Origin of the sequence: Flavobacterium sp. IMCC34852 (genome assembly GCF_030643905.1) — a bacterium.
Classification (GTDB): domain Bacteria; phylum Bacteroidota; class Bacteroidia; order Flavobacteriales; family Flavobacteriaceae; genus Flavobacterium; species Flavobacterium rivulicola.
Map to the genome: position 1 here is coordinate 2,604,596 of NZ_CP121446.1, position 18,223 is coordinate 2,622,818.

Below are 18,223 nucleotides of genomic sequence, written 5' to 3' on the forward strand. Positions count from 1 at the left end.
AAAGCAAAAAAACCTGTTCAAATGAGCAGGTTTTTTTATTCAAAATCATCCAAATTAATTTTCCAATCGGACTCATTTCTATACCAAAGTTGGCCTTGTGAAACTTGCAGCGGACAATCAAAATTATTGGTATACAAACTTCCGGTTCCTAAACCTTGTGGCATTAAATTGTTTTGTAAAAAAGTAAATTGAGCAATCGCGTTCAAACCGACATTACTTTCTAAAGCGGAAGTAATCCACCAACCGATATTTAATTTTTCGGCCAGGGAAATCCATTCTAAAGTACCGCGAAAACCACCGATGAAACTTGGCTTCAAAATGATGTATTGGGGTTGGATTTTTAACAGTAATTGTTCTTTATCTTCCAAAGAAAATACACCAATGAGTTCTTCATCCAAAGCAATTGGCAAATTGGTTGATTTACACAAAACTGACATCGTGTCAGTATGGTTTTTCTGAATCGGTTGCTCTATGCTATGTAATTTAAAACCAGTTATTTGATTAATTTTATCTAAAGCTTCATTTTCAGAAAAAGCACCGTTAGCATCAACCCTAATCTCAATCGTATTTTCATCAAAATTTTGACGAATAAAGCGCAATAATTCGATTTCTTTGTTGAAATCTATGGCGCCAATCTTCATTTTTATACAGGTAAATCCTTGGGCAATTTTTTCTTCTATTTGGCGTTTCATAAAGGCTTCATCACCCATCCAAACGAGTCCGTTGATGACGATAGATTTTTCGCCCGAGGTAAATTTTGACGGAAATAAAACAAAAGGATTTTCACTTTTTAAAGACAAAAAAGCCATCTCTACTCCAAATTGAATGGATGGAAATTCGATCAATTCTTGCCATAATTTTTCCTCGCCAAGGTGAATATTTTCACAAACCCAACGCAATTTTTCTTCATAATCGGGACGATCATCAGCCGATAATCCGCGTAAAATTCCGCACTCGCCTATGCCTTTTTTACCGTCTTTTTCGAGTATTAAAAACCAGGTTTCTTTGTCGGTCAAAACGCCTCGAGAAGTGCCTGAAGGTTGCTTAAAATGAAGAACGTATTTATGGTAAGTTGCTGTCATCTTTTTAGTCTAAAACGCGTAAAACTTTTTTAAAATTATCGGTAGGAAAACCATTTTTTTCAAACTGTTGCATGTCGGTTTTGGCTTGGCTTGCCCAACTTTTATTCCCCGACAAATTGTTTTGTTTGTATTTTTTATGGATGTCTTTCGCCTTATTTATTCGATCGGTAAACATATAAACATGTGCCAATTGCAAACGATAATGCAGCTCCGACGGATTCAGGGCAATGGCTTTTTCAAAAGCTTCCTCCGCTTTTACAAATTGTTTGGACGACAAATACAAACCGCCCAGCAAACCATAATCTGTAGCTGTGGCTCTGTTTTTTTCAATGATTTCCTTTTGAATTTTAGCAATAGCTTCTTCTGATTTATTGGTAAAATTCAGTTTTTTAGCTTCGCTCCTGATTTTTTCCAAATAGCCGGTCAATTGTCCTGAATTAACCAAGCTTTCTTCTGCCATAGTATCAATGGTTTTGGCTTTCTCAGCCGCCAGAAGCTTTTTATAATCCGAATAAGTATATTTAGTTGTAAAAGCCTTTAAGAAATCGCCTAAAAACAAATCTTTATTGGCCACTTTTGAAGTCATTTCTAATTTTTCGACCAAGGCTAAAATCTCTTTTTTATTCTCGGGTGTCCAACCGCTTCGCAGATTGTAATTTACCCAAGGCACAACTTCCAAAACGATTTTTTCTTTCATCACCCAATTGTCGCTTTGAAAGCCAAACCAGAGATTTCGAGTATTTAGTGGCAGACATTTTGATTTCTCGGTAAGTAGTTTGGCCGCTTTATTCACCGGCTCGTCTTGAACAATACAAGCATTCTTGGGTGTTCCGGTCTTTTCGTATTGTAACGCGTCATTTTCACTGGTAAACACCGCAAACTTACACTTGTCATCACCGGAAATGGTTGAAAGTAAAAACACTGTTCCCGCAGCACCTTGACTGATTCCTGTTGGATCCGGAATTGCTTTTAGTACAGAAACCAAACTCGAACTGATTTTTTGATTGTCATCCAAAAGCAAAATGCGATAAACCACCTCAGTAGTTCCAATCGGGAAATCGGTTGTTTTGATTACTTTTCGTTTTCCGGCCTCAAGAATAATAGTTTCATCGGTTGTCCTGATGTTGTCCCAAAAACCCTCATTGCTTTGTCCGAATGTACCAATAGTGAATGTTAACAGTATTCCTAAAATTGAAAATTTCATAAGATATTTTTCGTTCCCAAAACAATAAGAGTGCCAAAAATGACACTCTTATTTTCTGTATTAATTAAATTAAAGCGAAATGCTCTCTCCAATTTCCAAAAGCATCAAGTCTTTTCCGGCGTCGAAGAATTTCTTTTTGGCTTCATCATGGTTGATGACAATAAAACCGAAAGTATCATAATGACAACCTAAAATCTTATCACAATCAACAAAATCAGCTGCTATGATTGCGTCTTCAACATCCATTGTAAAGCAATTACCAATAGGGAAAATAGCTAAATCAAGTTTCGTTCGCATTGGAATCAACTTCATATCCATGGTCAAAGCTGTATCGCCGGAGATGTAAATGTTTTTGTGTTCACCTTCGATTACAAATCCTCCGGGGTTGCCACCGTAACTACCATCGGGAAAAGAACTAGAATGGATGGCGCTTACATATTTTACTTTACCAAAATCAAACTGCCAACTTCCGCCGTGGTTCATCGGATGGTATTGAAAGCCTTTATTGCCGAAATGAGTTGCGATTTCCCAATTGGATACAATAACTGAATTATTTTGCTTGGCAATGGCTTCTACATCTGCAATATGGTCGAAATGAGCATGTGTAATCAGGATGTAATCTGCTTTTAAAGTATTGATATCAATATGAGCCGCTTTTTCATTTCCGGTAATAAACGGATCGATTAAGATGTGTTTTCCGCTGACTTCAATTCCGATACAGGCATGTCCGTAAAAAGTTATTTTCATAATTGTCGGTTTAAATTAAACATAGTTCACCACTACATCTGAAATAAAGAAAATCAGACACAAGGCCAAAAGAACCGAAAGCAGAAACGTGCTGATGGCTAATTTCTTCAATTCGGGATCTAAAAGTTTAGGGTTTTGGTTTTTATAAACAGTAATCAAATGACTTATCAATGGGAAATAAGCCACCACAAAAATATATTGGTCGAAGTGAAAATCGTTTAAAAAAGCAAATATCAACACTAAAATCATGGCCGAAATCACCAAAAAGAAGTGGTATTTTTTAGCCGCTGCGCCACCCATTTTGACCACGATAGTATTTTTTCCGGCTTTTCGGTCGCTTTCTTCATCACGCATATTGTTTAAGTTTAAAACTCCAACACTCAAGAAGCCAATAGCTGTGGCAGGTAATAACAACAACCAATCAATGGTTTTCGAGAACATAAAATAAACCCCGAAAGCACTCACCAATCCGAAGAAAATAAACACAAATAAATCGCCGTAACCTCGGTAACCGTAAGCACCTTTTCCAACCGTATAGCGAATCGCTGAAGCAATCGCTAAAATACCCAATATCAAAAAGACAAAAGAATACAGTAGATAACTTTCTTTAAAAGCAAAATAGATTAGCAAAACCGCAAAAGCCAAAGTAATTAAAGCTGTAATCACCATCGCTTTTTTCATGGCTTGTGGTGTTATGAGCCCGCTTTGAATGGCGCGTTTGGGTCCAACTCTGTCCTCGTTATCCGTACCTTTTACCCCATCGCCGTAATCGTTGGCAAAATTGGATAAGATTTGCAATCCTAAAGTGGTCAGCAACGCAAAAATAACGATGTTCCAATTGAACATTCCCTGTGACATCGCATAAAAACTTCCAACAATAATACCCGATACCGAAAGTGGTAAAGTTCTAACTCGCGCGGCTTCAACCCAGTGTTTCATAGTAATTTTAATTTATTTACATCCAATTGCTGTTAGAGGTTTCTATCTCGTACAGCCAAAGGTTTACATATTCGTTTATTTTGTCAAATTGGCCCAAATGAAAGGTAATGTTTCCCCCAGCGGTATGCATCGTCAACGAACCAATATTCAGGCTTTTATGCCAAAACAACTGCGAAGTCGTGATGGCTTGTATTTTACCGATTTCAATTATTTCATGATCAACATCCCAAGCACCGCTTTGTTTGATGATATGATTGTCATTGACAAACAAACGGTAATTTCGGAATCCGAAAAACAGCAAAACCGACATGAAAATAGTGTAAAAAACAGCAATGTTTGCGTAATCAAACACTATGGGTTCCGCATATTTTCCGAACAAAAAATAACCCGTTAAAGGTAGCACAATAATGATAAATACCGAAAAAATCAGTTTTCGAAAATTAGGTTGCATCAACGCCCCTTTTTCAGGCAATTGTTTGAACAATAATTTTAAAATTTCATCTCGTTCAGTCGTATTACAACCCGGAATTTCAATCAGCGATTTATTGTCTTTCTTTTCGTTGCTGATGGCTTGTCTGATTTTGATTTCCAACACATTGAGTTTCTTTTGGAAATAGTTACTCGAAATCTTAACAATCTGTACCTTCTCGGGTTTTAATATCGTACTTTGGGTATTGATTAAGCCGTAAGTCAACATCAGCGAGCCTTTTTGCTTGGTCACCGTATAGTCGAAAAACTTAATGATGGTTCGCAAAATATTAATCAGAAACACTACGGTGAACATGATCAAGATAAAGACCAATGCCGAATACCAAACCGAATTGTTATCGACAAAACCTTCCAATTTTTCTGTGCTGATAACATCTTCTGCGCCGGCTTGATGAAGGTTTTCATAAATGGTAAAGAAGAACGTCAATATCAAACCCACGCTTTTCACATAGTTGGAAGTAATGCCGATTTTGAGCAAACTGCCCAAATTAATTTTAAGAAACGGAATCGCTTTGTATTCGGGCTTTTCGGCTGCAATTACTTCTTCGGTAACGGCTACTTTTGTACCTTCATTTTCCAATAATTTCGATTTCAAAGCCAAAGCTAAATCGTGCGAAATGGCTTTGATATTGCCTTCTTTTTTGTCGCTTCCGGCAGTATCAACATCCAACGCATAAACACCGATAAACCTTTGAATTAAGTTTTGTTTGATGTTAACCTGCTGTATTTTGTGGAGTTGAATCGTCGTTTTGGTCTTATTGATGATTCCGTCACTAACGATAAACTCTTCATTTTCCTCATCAATGTAAAAAGTGAAATTTCGATAATTCAAATAAGAATAAATCCCTAACCAGGCTAGCATGCCTAGTAAAATCATTGAACCGATAAAAACAGATTGAGTATTCGCTTTCAATAAAGTAATGACAATAATCGGCCATGTGGCTTTGAGTACCTGAAAAACCATCTCCAGGAAAATCACCAAAATACCCACCAAAGACTGGCGTTGCGGCTGATTGAAATTGGATTCCATTAGAGTTGTTTTTGAATTTTACCCATCAACAATTGCTTGATGTTTTCGGCTTCCTCTTTGGCAATCCCCGGAATCTCCAAATCGCTGGAAATGCCGCCGGCAGTAAAAATTTCCACTTTGGCCAAACCAAAAAAACGAGCAATAAAACCCTCATGAAGTGCTACGTGTTGGACACGATTATACGGAATCACCATCGTATTGGTCGCGATAATACCGCTTCTGAAAATCACATCATGGTTTCTGAAAGCATAGGCTTTTTTCTTGAAGCTAATTCGCGACAATAATAAAGCAATAGCAAAAACAGCGGTGTAGGCCGAAAAAATTAACGGCTTCTGCTCTACTACTTCATCCACCAAAAAAAACAAAATAACCATAATGGCTAAACCCAAGAAAAAAAAGCTAAAAATACTAATCAAAATCACTTGCCAATATTTGGAATCAATTGGTGACAATTGAACCGTTTCAAAACGTGGCAAAGCCTTCGTGTCAATGGTTTCGTTGGTAAAGTTTTCCATATATTCTTTTATAATTATTTTATAAATCAAATCTGAACTGTCATTCCCAACTTGATTGGGAACTGAACACTGATTTTATGGAATCCATTTGTTTTTACCGAAATTGGGTTTTCTTTTTTCCAAAAAGGCATTTCGCCCTTCGATGGCTTCATCGGTCATATACGCCAAACGAGTGGCTTCACCGGCAAATACTTGTTGTCCTACCATACCGTCATCGGTTAAATTCATGGCGAATTTCAACATTTTAATAGACGTTGGCGATTTCTCTAATATTTCTTGTGCCCATTGGTAAGCGGTATCTTCCAATTCTTCATGCGGAATCACAGCGTTCACCATGCCCATATCAAAAGCGTCTTGCGCAGTATAATTTCGACCTAAAAAGAAAATCTCGCGGGCTTTTTTCTGACCGACCATTTTGGCCAAATACGCCGAACCGTAACCGCCGTCAAAACTCGTTACATCAGCATCGGTTTGCTTAAAAATGGCGTGTTCTTTACTGGCTAATGTCAGGTCACAAACCACGTGCAAACTGTGTCCTCCACCAACAGCCCAACCCGGAACTACAGCAATTACGACTTTGGGCATAAAGCGAATTAAGCGTTGGACTTCCAATATATTCAATCGGTGATAACCGTCTTCGCCTACATAACCTTGATGACCGCGGGCTTTTTGGTCGCCACCGCTGCAAAATGACCAGATACCGTCTTTAGTACTTGGTCCTTCGGCTGAAAGCAAAACCACTCCGATAGAAGTATCTTCCATAGCATCATAAAAGGCTTGATACAATTCACTGGTCGTTTTCGGACGGAATGCATTGCGAACATTCGGTCGGTTAAAGGCTATTCGGGCTACACCGTCGCATTTTTTATAGGTAATATCTTCAAATTCTTTGGCAGTAATCCAATTGATAGTGCTCATGTCAAAACTTACTTTATAAGGATTATTATATTTTAGTTAAAAATAGTTGTCAGCAAACAAAAACTATTATTTTAGCGTAAAAATAACTCATTTTTTGAGTTTAACCTCATCACCAAACATATTCTTATGAATAAAACTTTCATCACCGTTACAGCATTATTTTTAAGTTTAAATACTTTTTCGCAAAAGTATGATTTTCAAATAATTAAAGATATCGAAGCTACTCCGGTAGTTGCCCAACAAAACACCGGAACTTGTTGGAGTTTCTCCACTACTTCATTTTTGGAAGCGGAAATTATACGTCTTAAAGGCACCAATGTAGACCTTTCAGAAATGTACAATGTGCGAAACATTTACTTAGACAAAGCAGATAATTATGTCATGCGTCAGGGAAAAGCGCAATTTGGCGAAGGCGGTTTAAATCACGATGTCATCAACAGTGCTCGAAAATACGGCATTGCTTTGCAAAGTGATTTCTCTGGTAAAATTAACCCCGATGACCCATATGACCATACTGAAATGGTGGCTGAACTAGAAGAAATTCTTAAATCAGCCGTAGATCTAACCCCTGCTAAATATGCTAATTGGAAAGAAGACTACAAAGCTGTTCTGGATAAACATATGGGCAATACTGATGGCGTGAATCCTATTATTGCACAAAAAATTTCAGCGGAGTATAAGATTGATTTGAATGATTATATCACGATAACTTCTTTCACACATGAACCCGTTTATTCTAAATTTATCTTGAATATTCCTGACAACTTTGCCAATGGTTTCTTTTATAATTTGCCTTTAGACGAATTTGTTCAAAATATTGATTATGCCCTTAACAATGGTTTTACGCTTGCTTTAGACAGCGATGTAAGTGAAACAACTTTTTCCGGACCAAAAGGGATTGCTGTGATCCCCGAAAAAATCGAAGATGCCATGGCCATATTAGAGGAAATCAAACCCGAGAAAAAGATTACCGCTGATTTTCGCCAAGCCGAATTTGAAAACTACAATACAATGGATGACCATTTGATGCACATAGTGGGCAAAGCCAAAGACCAAAAAGGAAATATTTATTACAAAGTCAAAAATTCTTGGGGAACAGCTTCGGGTAGAAACGGATTTGTGTATATGAGTGTTGCCTACCTAAGATTAAAAGCAATATCAGTATTACTTCACAAAGACGGTTTACAACCACAGACCCGGAAAGCATTGGGTTTATAGCAAAAAAGGAAGCAATTAGCTTCCTTTTTTATTTATCCTATTTTAACCGAAGTCATCGTCAATGAACCGCCGACAGCTTTGTCATTGAAGAAACTTACTTCATCGGTTTTATCTTGTAATCCCAAAGTGTACAATAAAGGATAATAATGATCCGGTGTTGGGATAGCCAACTTGGCCGCACTACCCAACTTTTCATAAGCAATAAGCGACTTAGCATCTCCTGCCATTATTTTGTCTTTAAAAACCTCATTGATTTCATTTGCCCAATCGTAACCGAATTCGGGTTCGTTAAGTTTGTCCCAAGCCACCATTCTCAGATTGTGAACCATATTACCGCTGCCGATAATCAAAACGCCTTTTTGGCGCAATGAGGCCAATTCTTTGGCTAAATCGTAATGGTATTGAGGCGGCTTACTATAATCAATACTCAACTGCAACACCGGAATATCCGCATCGGGATACATATGTCGTACGACGGTCCAAGTTCCGTGGTCTAAACCCCAATCGTGATCGAGTTCAACTTGGGTTGATGTGATTAATTTAGAAGTCTCTTGAGCCAACTCCGGACTTCCTTTTGCCGGATATTGCACGTCAAATAAAGCTTGAGGAAATCCACCAAAATCGTGTATGGTTTTCGGATTTTCCATGGCGGTAATATGAGTCCCATTGGTTAACCAATGTGCGGAAACTACTAAAACTGCTTTAGGTCTTGGAATTTCTTTTCCATATTTGGTCCACGTTCTTGAGAACTCATTGTCCTCAATGCCATTCATAGGAGAACCGTGACCAATAAACAAAACCGGAAGTTTAGTATCGGTTGTTTTTAAGTCTTTTGACCAATTGTATAAAGGGTTTAATGCCATCATTGTCGTTCCTCCTATTGCTAATTTTATAAAATTACTACGTTTCATACCACAAGACATTTGTATATACAAATTTATATTTATTTCATGTTAAACAAACAATATTTCAAAAACTTTAACACCTCAAAAAAATAAAAGTCAGCACAAGATGAAAAACTTCTATATTTGATTGTTACTGTTTAAATTATTATAATATGCAACAATTTACCCGAGAAGAAAAGCTCAAACACCTGTTTGGTTTTCCTGTTGTTATTGCCTCTTTGGGCTATTTTGTAGATATTTATGACTTACTACTGTTTGGCATTGTTCGCATTCCAAGCTTGAACGATATGAATTTGGATGCCGATACAGTGGGCACGATGATTATCAATTACCAAATGATTGGTTTGGTTTTGGGTGGGATTATTTGGGGTGTTTTTGGTGATAAAAAAGGAAGACTTTCAGTATTGTTTGGTTCGATAATTGTTTATTCATTGGCCAATATTGCCTGTGGTTTTTTACCCCAAATGGATTTTGCCGACAAAGGGATAATTTATGCTTGGTTGCGCTTTATCGCCGGAATTGGTTTGGCCGGAGAACTAGGCGCCGGAATTACCTTAGTTTCCGAAACTTTACCCAAAGAATTGCGAGCCATTGGTACTTCTATAATTGCAGGTTTTGGCGTTTTAGGCGCTGTTGTAGCGCAATTCACAGTAGAATTGGCAGGAAGTTGGACCACCGCCTATTTCATCGGTGGCGGATTGGGTTTGATGTTGTTAGTTCTCAGAATCAGTGTGGCTGAAAGTGGCATGTACCAATCGGTTAAAGAAAATACTTCCGTTAAAAAAGGAGATTTTTTGGCCTTTTTTACGAGCAAAACACTTTTTGTCAAATATTTAAAATGCATCTTGATTGGTGTTCCGATTTGGTATTGTATCGGAATCTTGGTCTTCATGGCCAACCAATTTGCTCCCGAAATGGGCATCACTTCCATCGATCCGGGAAAAGCGATTATGTGGGCATATATTTTGACTTCTATTGGTGATTTCTCGAGCGGATTTATATCCCATGCTTTGCACTCGCGTAAAAAAACCATCCTATACATGTTATTGTTTACTTTAGTTGGTGTGGCTTTGCTCCTTTTCAGCGGTCATAAAACCGAAAACATGTATTATTTTTATTGTGGCTGGATTGGTTTAGGTTGCGGCTTTTGGGCCATGTTTGTCACAGTCTCTGCAGAACAATTTGGCACTAACATGAGAAGTACGGCAGCGACTAGTATTCCGAATATGGTTCGCGGTACAGTGCCAATCATGTTAATAGGATTCGACTATCTGAAGCAAACCAATTCGGTGATTACCTCCGCTGCAATTGTAGGTTTGATTGCTTTTGCTTTGGGTATTTATTCCACTTTGACCATCAGTGAAACACATAATAGGCATATGGATTTTGTGGAGTAATTAATTCAGAATATATGAAAAAACTCGGAATCTTTATCCTCATTGTTGTCATTTCAGTACTAATAGCTTCTGTTTATGGAGCTTTACATGACCAGGTAACTTATTCTATTTCAAGTGAATATTTCACCATATTCAAATTTGACCAATTCGGTTTTACAGATTGGGGAAATAATAACCCGAGACCAACAACAGCTTTAATTGGTGTATTAGCCACTTGGTGGGTTGGATTATTTATTGGTGTCTTTCAAGGTTTAGTAGCTCTTATTCATAAAACCCCAAGATTAATGTTCAAATATGCCTTCAGAGCAGTTTTAATAACATTAGGAGTAACAATAATATTTGGTCTAATAGGTTACATAGCGGAAACATTTAACCCTCAAACTTATCCTGATTGCTGTTTTCCCTACTCAATCAAAGACGGTAAAAGTTTTCATATTGTAGGCTCTATTCACAACTACGGTTTTGCCGGTGGTGAAATAGGAGCATTTATAGGGATTGTATATCAAATTATTATGAAGAGAAGAACGGCTGTTTAAATTACCTTTTTAACATCAATTTTGGAATCCAAAATTCTGTATTCTAACTCCAACCTTTGTATCTTTGCCATTCGAAAATTGCAATTATGGAATCAGTACTCGAAAGCAACCAACCTGTTGGTAAACCTAAATGGCTAAAAGTCAAATTGCCTATCGGCCAAAAATACACCGAACTCCGCGGTTTGGTCGATAAATACAAGCTTAACACTATTTGTACCTCGGGCAGTTGTCCTAATATGGGAGAATGTTGGGGTGAAGGAACTGCAACCTTTATGATTTTGGGTAATATTTGTACGCGTTCGTGTGGTTTTTGCGGCGTAAAAACCGGCAGACCCGAAACCGTTGATTGGGACGAACCCGAAAAAGTAGCGCGTTCGATTAAAATCATGAAAATCAAACATGCCGTAATCACCAGCGTTGACCGTGATGATTTGAAAGATATGGGTTCGATTATTTGGTTCGAAACTGTACAAGCCATTCGCAGAATGAATCCGGAAACCACTTTAGAAACGCTAATTCCCGATTTTCAAGGCGTAGAAAGAATTATTGACAGAATCGTTGAAGCCAATCCTGAAGTAGTTTCCCATAACGTAGAAACCGTTCGCCGTTTGACTCGTGAAGTGCGTATTCAAGCAAAATACGATAGAAGTTTGGCCGTTTTGAAATATTTAAAAGACAAAGGCATCCGCAGAACCAAATCGGGTATCATGCTGGGCTTAGGCGAAACTGAAGAAGAAGTTATCCAAACTATGCAGGACTTACGCGATAATAATGTTGATATCGTAACCATTGGTCAATACTTGCAACCCAGTAAAAAACATTTACCTGTAAAAGAATTCATCACTCCTGAACAATTTGAGAAATACGAAAAAATAGGGAAAGAAATGGGCTTCCGACATGTGGAAAGCGGTGCCTTGGTGCGTTCGTCTTACCATGCTGAAAAGCATATTCTTTAATTAAGAATTGAAATTGATTATTGACATTGTAATTGTAATTGACATTAAACTTTGAATAAAACTCAAATTGCCATCAACGGTTTCGGAAGAATCGGGAGAAATTTATTCCGCTTGCTTTTAAACCATCCTACGATTGAAGTGGTTGCCATCAATGACATTGCTGACAATCGAACCATGGCGCATTTAATCAAATACGACAGCATACACGGCGTTTTGCCTTATGAAGTTTCGTTTGATGAAAATTCGATTATAGTTGACGGAAAACATTACACTTTCTTCCATGAAAAAGAAATCAGCAAACTTCAATGGAACAACATTGATTTTGTGGTTGAAAGTACCGGCAAATACAAAACCTTTGAAGACATTAACCAACATATATTGGCCGGAGCCAAAAGAGTAATTCTTTCCGCACCGAGCGAAGTACCCGAAATTAAAACGGTAGTTTTAGGCGTAAACGAAAACATTTTAGACGGTACAGAACTAATCGTTTCCAATGCCAGTTGTACCACTAACAATGCTGCGCCGATGATTAAAGTCATCAACGAATTGTGTGGTATTGAACAGGCTTACATCACCACGGTTCACTCCTACACCACCGACCAAAGTTTGCACGACCAACCCCATAAAGACTTACGCCGTGCTCGCGGTGCCAGTCAGTCGATTGTGCCTACCACAACAGGCGCTGCCAAAGCATTAACCAAAATTTTTCCCGAAATGGAAGGCAAAATTGGTGGCAGCGGTATTCGCGTTCCGGTACCGGATGGTTCACTTACAGATATTACATGCTATGTTAAGAAACAAGTAACCATTGAAGAAATCAATACCGCTTTTAAAAAAGCATCGGCGACCAATTTAAAGGGAATTCTTGCTTATACTGAAGATCCGATTGTTTCGGTAGATATTTTAGGCAATCAAAACTCTTGTCTGTTTGACGCACAATTAACTTCTGTCATTGACAAAATGGTAAAAGTTGTAGGCTGGTATGACAACGAAATAGGCTATTCTTCTCGAATAATTGACTTGATAATTTTGTTAAAAAAATAAATTTGCTACATTTATAGTCCTGAATCCTATAAAATCCTGCAAATTTATGAGATGGTTATTCCTATTATTACTATTTCAAACTCTTGTTTACGGACAACGAAAAGTAGCTTTCTCAAAAGACAGCACTGCCTACTATATTGATTTAGCCAATTTTAATAAAAAAATCAACAACTATAAATCATCGCTTTACTTTTCACAAAAAGCGATTAATTATGCCTTATCTAAAGGGAATTCGAAGCAAAAAGCTGACGCTTTATTTTCTTTGGGTTCAACCTATTTTGAGTTAAAAAAATACGAAGACGCCATTGAGTTTTTTTCAAAGTGCTCAACAATACAAAGTTCGGTTCCACCAAACAGTCAGCAGGCTATTTGCTATTACAACATCGGAATGTGTTATATGAATTTAGAGGAATTTCCTAAAGCGGAACACAATTTTAACAAAGCACAAGCCGTTTACAACATACTAAAAATTGATGCTTCGGAACCTTTAAAACTTCAAAAAGGAATATTATATAAAGCCAAAGGAAAAACAGACTTAGCCGCAAAATTGTTCAATCAAATTGTTTCAAAATCTGATATTGAAGATATTTATAAAACCAAAGCCGAAGCCTTGTATCAATTGGGCACCATTGAAGAAAGTTTAAATCACAATAACTTAGCCCTTAATTATTACAATCGAGCGCTGAACTTAAATGACCGAAGCAAAAATTTAGACCAAAAGGCCGCTATTTTACTGGCATTAAGCAGAACCAATGAAAAGCTTTTAAATTTAAAAAAATCACACGACTATCTAAAAGAACATTTGGCCTTAAAAGACAGTCTCTCTGAAGCTAGCCAACAAAAATTGGATGCCAACGATTATCAGGAATTCAAGGAAAGTGAACGCATGAAAGCGATTGAACAAATGACAAAAGAAAGCGAAGCCCAAAAAAGAACTAACAAATTCGTTAAACTAATCAGTATTCTGGCTATTGCCTTAATTTCAATTCTTTCTTTATTGAGCTTGTCCTTGTACAAAAACAACATTATCAGAACCCGCTCAAATGAACTTTTGAAAGAAAAAAACTTTGAATTACAAATGGCTAAAGACAAAGCCGAAAAAGCCTCAAAAGCCAGAGCTGAATTTCTTTCAACCGTAAGTCACGAACTGCGAACACCACTCAACGCTATTAACGGAATTACCCATTTGCTGATTGAAGATAATCCGAAGCAAACCCAACTACATTACCTCAACTCACTAAAGTTCTCCGGAAATTATTTGCTCACTTTTATCAATGAAATACTGGAAATTAACCGAATTGATTCGAGCAACATTGAGATTGAATACATTGATTTCAATTTGAAACGATTACTGCAGGACATACAAAATTCAATGAGTGAAATTGCTTCGAAGAACAACAACAAATTCACTTTGGAAATTGACCAAGACATACCGGAAGTCTTGTTGGGCGATCCGACAAAGCTTTCCCAAATCTTTATCAATCTAATCAATAATGCTTTAAAATTTACCAAAAATGGTGAAGTTACAGTCATTGCCCAATTGGTTGAAAAAGGCGGTGATTTTTCACGAATAAACTTTGCCATCAACGATACCGGAATCGGAATACCCGAGGAAAAACAAGAAACTATTTTTGACAGTTTCTCGCAAGGTTCTATTGAAATCAACCGCAAATATGGCGGTACCGGATTGGGCTTAACCATTGTTAAAAAATTAGTTGACTTATTAGGCGGCGAAATCGGATTAAAAAGTGAAGTGGGCGTTGGAACCTCTTTTGCCTTTGAACTTAATTTACTTAACGGCTGTAAAGAAATTATCCAAGAAAAACCTAAATCCTATTCCGATGATGTTTTGATTGGTAAAAATGTTTTAGTGGTTGAAGACAATAAAATCAATCAAATGGTAACCAAAAAAATGTTGGAAAATAAAGGCATGCAATGCAAAATTATTGACAATGGTGAAGAAGCCATTGAAGTAATGAAAACCGATAATAATTTTGATTTAGTTCTAATGGATGTTCATTTACCCGGAATCAACGGAACAATTGCTACACAACACATTCGCGAGTTTAATACCGAGATGCCCATCATTGCACTAACGGCAATTTCATTAAATGAAAACAGAGAAATGCTTTTGTCTTTCGGGATGACTGATGTGATTACCAAGCCATTCGAGCCTGAAAATTTCTATCGGGTAATTGCGATGAATTTAGTTTAGTATTGTAAAATCAGTTCTTTAATCAAATGCCTTACTTTAGGTTCCGCTTCTTGTGCCGCTTTTAAAACTTCTTCGTGGGTTATACTTTCCAGATGTTCTTCGCTACCAATGTCGGTAATCACTGAAATTCCAAAGGTTTCCAATTCCATGTGACGCGCCACAATAACCTCGGGTACCGTCGACATTCCGACGCAATCGGCTCCTAAAACTTTGACCATTTTGTACTCGTGTAAGGTTTCAAAGGTTGGTCCTTGCAAACCAAGATAAACCCCATCATGCACTTCTATATTTGAAGCCTTGGCAATTTCTTTAATTTTTTCAATCATTTTTAGGCTATAGGGTTCGCTCATATTGACAAAACGAGGTCCGAAACGGCTATCGTTTTTCCCTCTTAAAGGATGTTCGGGCATCATATTGATGTGGTCGCTTATAATGGCTATCGAGCCCACTCTATAGTTAGGATTTACACCACCGGAAGCATTGGAAACAATCAATTTGGTCACACCAATATATTTCATTACTCTCACCGGAAAAGTAACTTCCTGCATCGAATACCCTTCATAATAATGAAATCTTCCTTGCATGGCTACGACTTTTTTATCGCCTATGCTTCCGAAGACCAAAGCGCCTTTGTGCCCTTCAACTGTTGATACCGGAAAATTAGGGATTTCATGATATGGCAAAGTGAATTCGACTTTAATATCATCTGTAAAACTACCTAATCCTGATCCTAAAATGACACCGTATTCAGGTGTAAAATTGGTTTTATTCTTAATATAATTAACGGTTTCTTGTACAAGTTCCCACATGAATTTTAAATTTTATATATTATTTCGTTATCTGTGACAATATTAAAAAACTTTAGAGCAATACAACTATAATTGGCTACTCATTTTTAAACAAAGTAAAACTATAAATTTTCAGAAGCTTATGATTTTTATCATAAGTCGATTTTCCAACTTTAAAAAAAATAGCTTAATTTTGGTCAAAACAAAAGGTACTCTTTTGAAGTAAACCCAACATTTATGCTCTCTAAAAAAGCCAAATACGCTATAAAAACGCTTATTTATTTACATCAAAATAAGACTTCCACACCAATCTCAGCTAAAATTATAGCCGAACAAGAGAGAATTCCATACAAGTTTCTAGAAACTATACTGCGTGATTTAAGACAACACAAAATTCTAAAAAGTACTCGAGGTCCTGAAGGTGGTTATAGTTTTTTAAAAGACTCCAACACCATTACCGTTGCTGAAATCATTCGATTAATTGATGGTCCAATTGCTTTAATTCCTTGTGTTTCTGAAAATTTTTACAGCAAATGCAATGAATGCAGTGACGATGAAGAAACCTGCAAAATAAGAAAACTTTTTGGCCAATTGAGAAACGAAATGCTACCGATTCTCAATAAAACTATTGAAGAACTAAATTCAATTTAGTTTTTTTTGAAAATTATATCATATATATTTGATGGGAATTATATGTTTTATATATTTGGACCAAATTATGCCGAATGATTAAATATAAAAACCTCCTTTTATTGCTTTGTTTTATTGCACATACAAACATGCATGGACAAAATGATTCTATCGCTTCAACCAAAGTAAATAAAAAAGAAAATCGCACCTCTTATTACATTGAAGCCGGTAGTTATGGAACAAAAAGAGAGACTGAGCCTCAAAGCTATGTATTGAATTACAGTGAAATAAACGGTGATAAATCTTCTAAATCCAATTGGCTAAACCTTGGTTTATATACCAGAACGAGAGCTGAATGGCGTCACAATGATATTCGAAGAACGGATACTTACAGCAATGATTATCCTTTACTTTTTAAAACACGCGCCTACATTGGAATAATTAATATTCTTGATCCTATTAGAGGTTCGATTGAATTTGGCGATTCAAGAAGAAACAACGGATTGTATCCTGAGGACAATAGAGATGTGAATACTACTGATATCATACAAGCTTATGCCGAACTCTATTTTGATAAAATATTACCAAGAGATAAATTAGGAAACAAACGCCCAACGTTCCTAAGATACGGTAGAATGGCTATGGAAATGATAGACCGACGATTGATTGCCACCAATCAGTGGCGAAATACTACCAATAATTTCAAAGGTTTCAGAATGCAAATTGGTCAGGATAAAAACGATTGGCAAATGGATTTTTTGTTTTTAAATCCAATCCTGAGAGATATTAACGACTATGACAAACCCGATACTAACCAAGAATTCAGCGCCATTATCGGTCATTGGCGAAAATGGTCAAACATCATTACCATTGAACCTTATTATTTGTCCTTAAAGCAAGAGGCTGCAATTGCCAATGGAAATAAATCCAGAAACATTCACAGTCTGGGACTTCGATTGTATGGTTGGATAAAAAACACCGGTTTTAACTATGATATCACCGGCATACATCAATTTGGTACTGACAATAACAAAACACAAAAAGCGTATGCTGCCACTGCAGAAATTGGATACACATTTCAAAAGACAAAATATAAACCAAGGCTAAGCGCTTTCATAGGGTATGCCAGCGGTGATAAAAATCCTAATGATAACGAAAGTAATCGCTTTGAAAGGTTTTTCGGTTTTGCCCGTCCGTGGTCAGCCGATGACTATATCATCATGGAAAATATTATTGCGCCTAAAATCAAACTGGAATTCCAATCAAAAATTAAAAACACTTTGGTAAAAGTAGATACCGGTTACAATTTTTATTGGCTGGCCAACAAAAAAGACCGTTTTAATAATCTATTAGGTGGTACAACAAACAATAGAGACTTAACTGGACAAAGTGGTTCTTTTTTGGGTCATAATTTCGATTGCAGAATTCGATTCATTCCTGTAAAATATCTCGAAACCAATATTGGATACTCCCATTTTATCACCGAAGAATTTGTGCAAAACCAACAAATAGCACAAAACGGAAATTATGCTTCCAACTCAGACTTCGTTTATCTCGAATTGACTTTCAACTTTTTAGAATTAATCAAGAAAACAAAATAAACACCAAAA

The 18,223-nt window shown here is 36.9% G+C and carries 17 protein-coding genes; 8 read left to right on the forward strand and 9 right to left on the reverse strand.

Annotated elements, in window-relative coordinates:
- Nucleotides 1-35: 35 nt before the first annotated feature.
- From P7V56_RS11270 to P7V56_RS11300, 7 genes are all read right to left on the reverse strand, one after another.
- Entirely contained in the window at nucleotides 36-1,082 is a 1,047-nt protein-coding gene (locus tag P7V56_RS11270; protein ID WP_171221913.1) for an o-succinylbenzoate synthase, read from the reverse strand.
- Between the two features lie 4 nt (nucleotides 1,083-1,086).
- A complete protein-coding gene (locus P7V56_RS11275; RefSeq protein ID WP_171221914.1) occupies nucleotides 1,087-2,286 on the reverse strand; it encodes a tetratricopeptide repeat protein in 1,200 nt (399 codons plus the stop codon).
- 69 nt (nucleotides 2,287-2,355) lie between these two features.
- Nucleotides 2,356-3,033, reverse strand: coding sequence for a metal-dependent hydrolase (locus P7V56_RS11280; RefSeq protein ID WP_171221915.1), 678 nt, complete (start codon nucleotides 3,031-3,033; stop codon nucleotides 2,356-2,358).
- Nucleotides 3,034-3,048: 15 nt separating this feature from the next.
- Entirely contained in the window at nucleotides 3,049-3,972 is a 924-nt protein-coding gene (locus P7V56_RS11285; RefSeq protein ID WP_171221916.1) for a 1,4-dihydroxy-2-naphthoate polyprenyltransferase, read from the reverse strand.
- A gap of 16 nt (nucleotides 3,973-3,988) precedes the next feature.
- The gene (locus tag P7V56_RS11290; protein WP_171221917.1) at nucleotides 3,989-5,491 is read right to left on the reverse strand and encodes a PH domain-containing protein; all 1,503 of its coding nucleotides are present in this window, start codon (nucleotides 5,489-5,491) and stop codon (nucleotides 3,989-3,991) included.
- The gene (locus tag P7V56_RS11295; RefSeq protein WP_171221918.1) at nucleotides 5,491-6,006 is read right to left on the reverse strand and encodes a PH domain-containing protein; all 516 of its coding nucleotides are present in this window, start codon (nucleotides 6,004-6,006) and stop codon (nucleotides 5,491-5,493) included. Before P7V56_RS11295 ends, P7V56_RS11290 begins: the two co-directional genes overlap by 1 nt.
- A gap of 75 nt (nucleotides 6,007-6,081) precedes the next feature.
- On the reverse strand, nucleotides 6,082-6,924 hold the full coding sequence (locus tag P7V56_RS11300; RefSeq protein ID WP_171221919.1) for a 1,4-dihydroxy-2-naphthoyl-CoA synthase: 843 nt from the start codon (nucleotides 6,922-6,924) through the stop codon (nucleotides 6,082-6,084).
- A gap of 126 nt (nucleotides 6,925-7,050) precedes the next feature.
- On the opposite strand from P7V56_RS11300, the gene P7V56_RS11305 reads away from it, so the two are divergent.
- Nucleotides 7,051-8,142 (forward strand): C1 family peptidase, encoded by a 1,092-nt coding sequence (locus P7V56_RS11305; RefSeq protein WP_171221920.1) that lies wholly within the window; start codon nucleotides 7,051-7,053, stop codon nucleotides 8,140-8,142.
- Nucleotides 8,143-8,174: 32 nt separating this feature from the next.
- Here P7V56_RS11305 and ygiD read toward each other — a convergent pair whose 3' ends face one another.
- Nucleotides 8,175-9,008, reverse strand: coding sequence for a 4,5-DOPA-extradiol-dioxygenase (gene ygiD, locus P7V56_RS11310; protein ID WP_445972093.1), 834 nt, complete (start codon nucleotides 9,006-9,008; stop codon nucleotides 8,175-8,177).
- A 191-nt stretch (nucleotides 9,009-9,199) separates the two neighbouring features.
- On the opposite strand from ygiD, the gene P7V56_RS11315 reads away from it, so the two are divergent.
- The 5 genes from P7V56_RS11315 (at nucleotide 9,200) to P7V56_RS11335 (ending at nucleotide 15,195) form a co-directional block, all read left to right on the forward strand.
- Nucleotides 9,200-10,444, forward strand: a complete 1,245-nt coding sequence (locus P7V56_RS11315; protein WP_171221922.1) for an MFS transporter — start codon at nucleotides 9,200-9,202, stop codon at nucleotides 10,442-10,444.
- Nucleotides 10,445-10,458: 14 nt separating this feature from the next.
- Nucleotides 10,459-10,980, forward strand: coding sequence for a hypothetical protein (locus tag P7V56_RS11320; RefSeq protein WP_171221923.1), 522 nt, complete (start codon nucleotides 10,459-10,461; stop codon nucleotides 10,978-10,980).
- A gap of 86 nt (nucleotides 10,981-11,066) precedes the next feature.
- The gene (gene lipA, locus P7V56_RS11325; protein ID WP_171221924.1) at nucleotides 11,067-11,936 is read left to right on the forward strand and encodes a lipoyl synthase; all 870 of its coding nucleotides are present in this window, start codon (nucleotides 11,067-11,069) and stop codon (nucleotides 11,934-11,936) included.
- A 51-nt stretch (nucleotides 11,937-11,987) separates the two neighbouring features.
- Nucleotides 11,988-12,980 carry a type I glyceraldehyde-3-phosphate dehydrogenase gene (gap, locus tag P7V56_RS11330; RefSeq protein ID WP_171221925.1) on the forward strand — a complete coding sequence of 331 codons (993 nt, stop codon included), beginning with the start codon at nucleotides 11,988-11,990 and terminating at the stop codon, nucleotides 12,978-12,980.
- Between the two features lie 46 nt (nucleotides 12,981-13,026).
- A complete protein-coding gene (locus tag P7V56_RS11335) occupies nucleotides 13,027-15,195 on the forward strand; it encodes a tetratricopeptide repeat-containing hybrid sensor histidine kinase/response regulator (RefSeq protein ID WP_171221926.1) in 2,169 nt (722 codons plus the stop codon).
- On the opposite strand, the gene P7V56_RS11340 is transcribed toward P7V56_RS11335, so the two are convergent.
- Nucleotides 15,192-16,004, reverse strand: coding sequence for a purine-nucleoside phosphorylase (locus tag P7V56_RS11340; RefSeq protein WP_171221927.1), 813 nt, complete (start codon nucleotides 16,002-16,004; stop codon nucleotides 15,192-15,194). The genes P7V56_RS11335 and P7V56_RS11340 overlap by 4 nt on opposite strands.
- A gap of 216 nt (nucleotides 16,005-16,220) precedes the next feature.
- Here P7V56_RS11340 and P7V56_RS11345 point away from each other — a divergent pair, with 216 nt between their 5' ends.
- Both P7V56_RS11345 and P7V56_RS11350 read left to right on the forward strand, forming a co-directional pair.
- On the forward strand, nucleotides 16,221-16,634 hold the full coding sequence (locus tag P7V56_RS11345; protein ID WP_171221928.1) for an RrF2 family transcriptional regulator: 414 nt from the start codon (nucleotides 16,221-16,223) through the stop codon (nucleotides 16,632-16,634).
- A gap of 74 nt (nucleotides 16,635-16,708) precedes the next feature.
- Nucleotides 16,709-18,214, forward strand: coding sequence for an alginate export family protein (locus P7V56_RS11350; protein WP_171221929.1), 1,506 nt, complete (start codon nucleotides 16,709-16,711; stop codon nucleotides 18,212-18,214).
- Nucleotides 18,215-18,223: the final 9 nt, after the last annotated feature.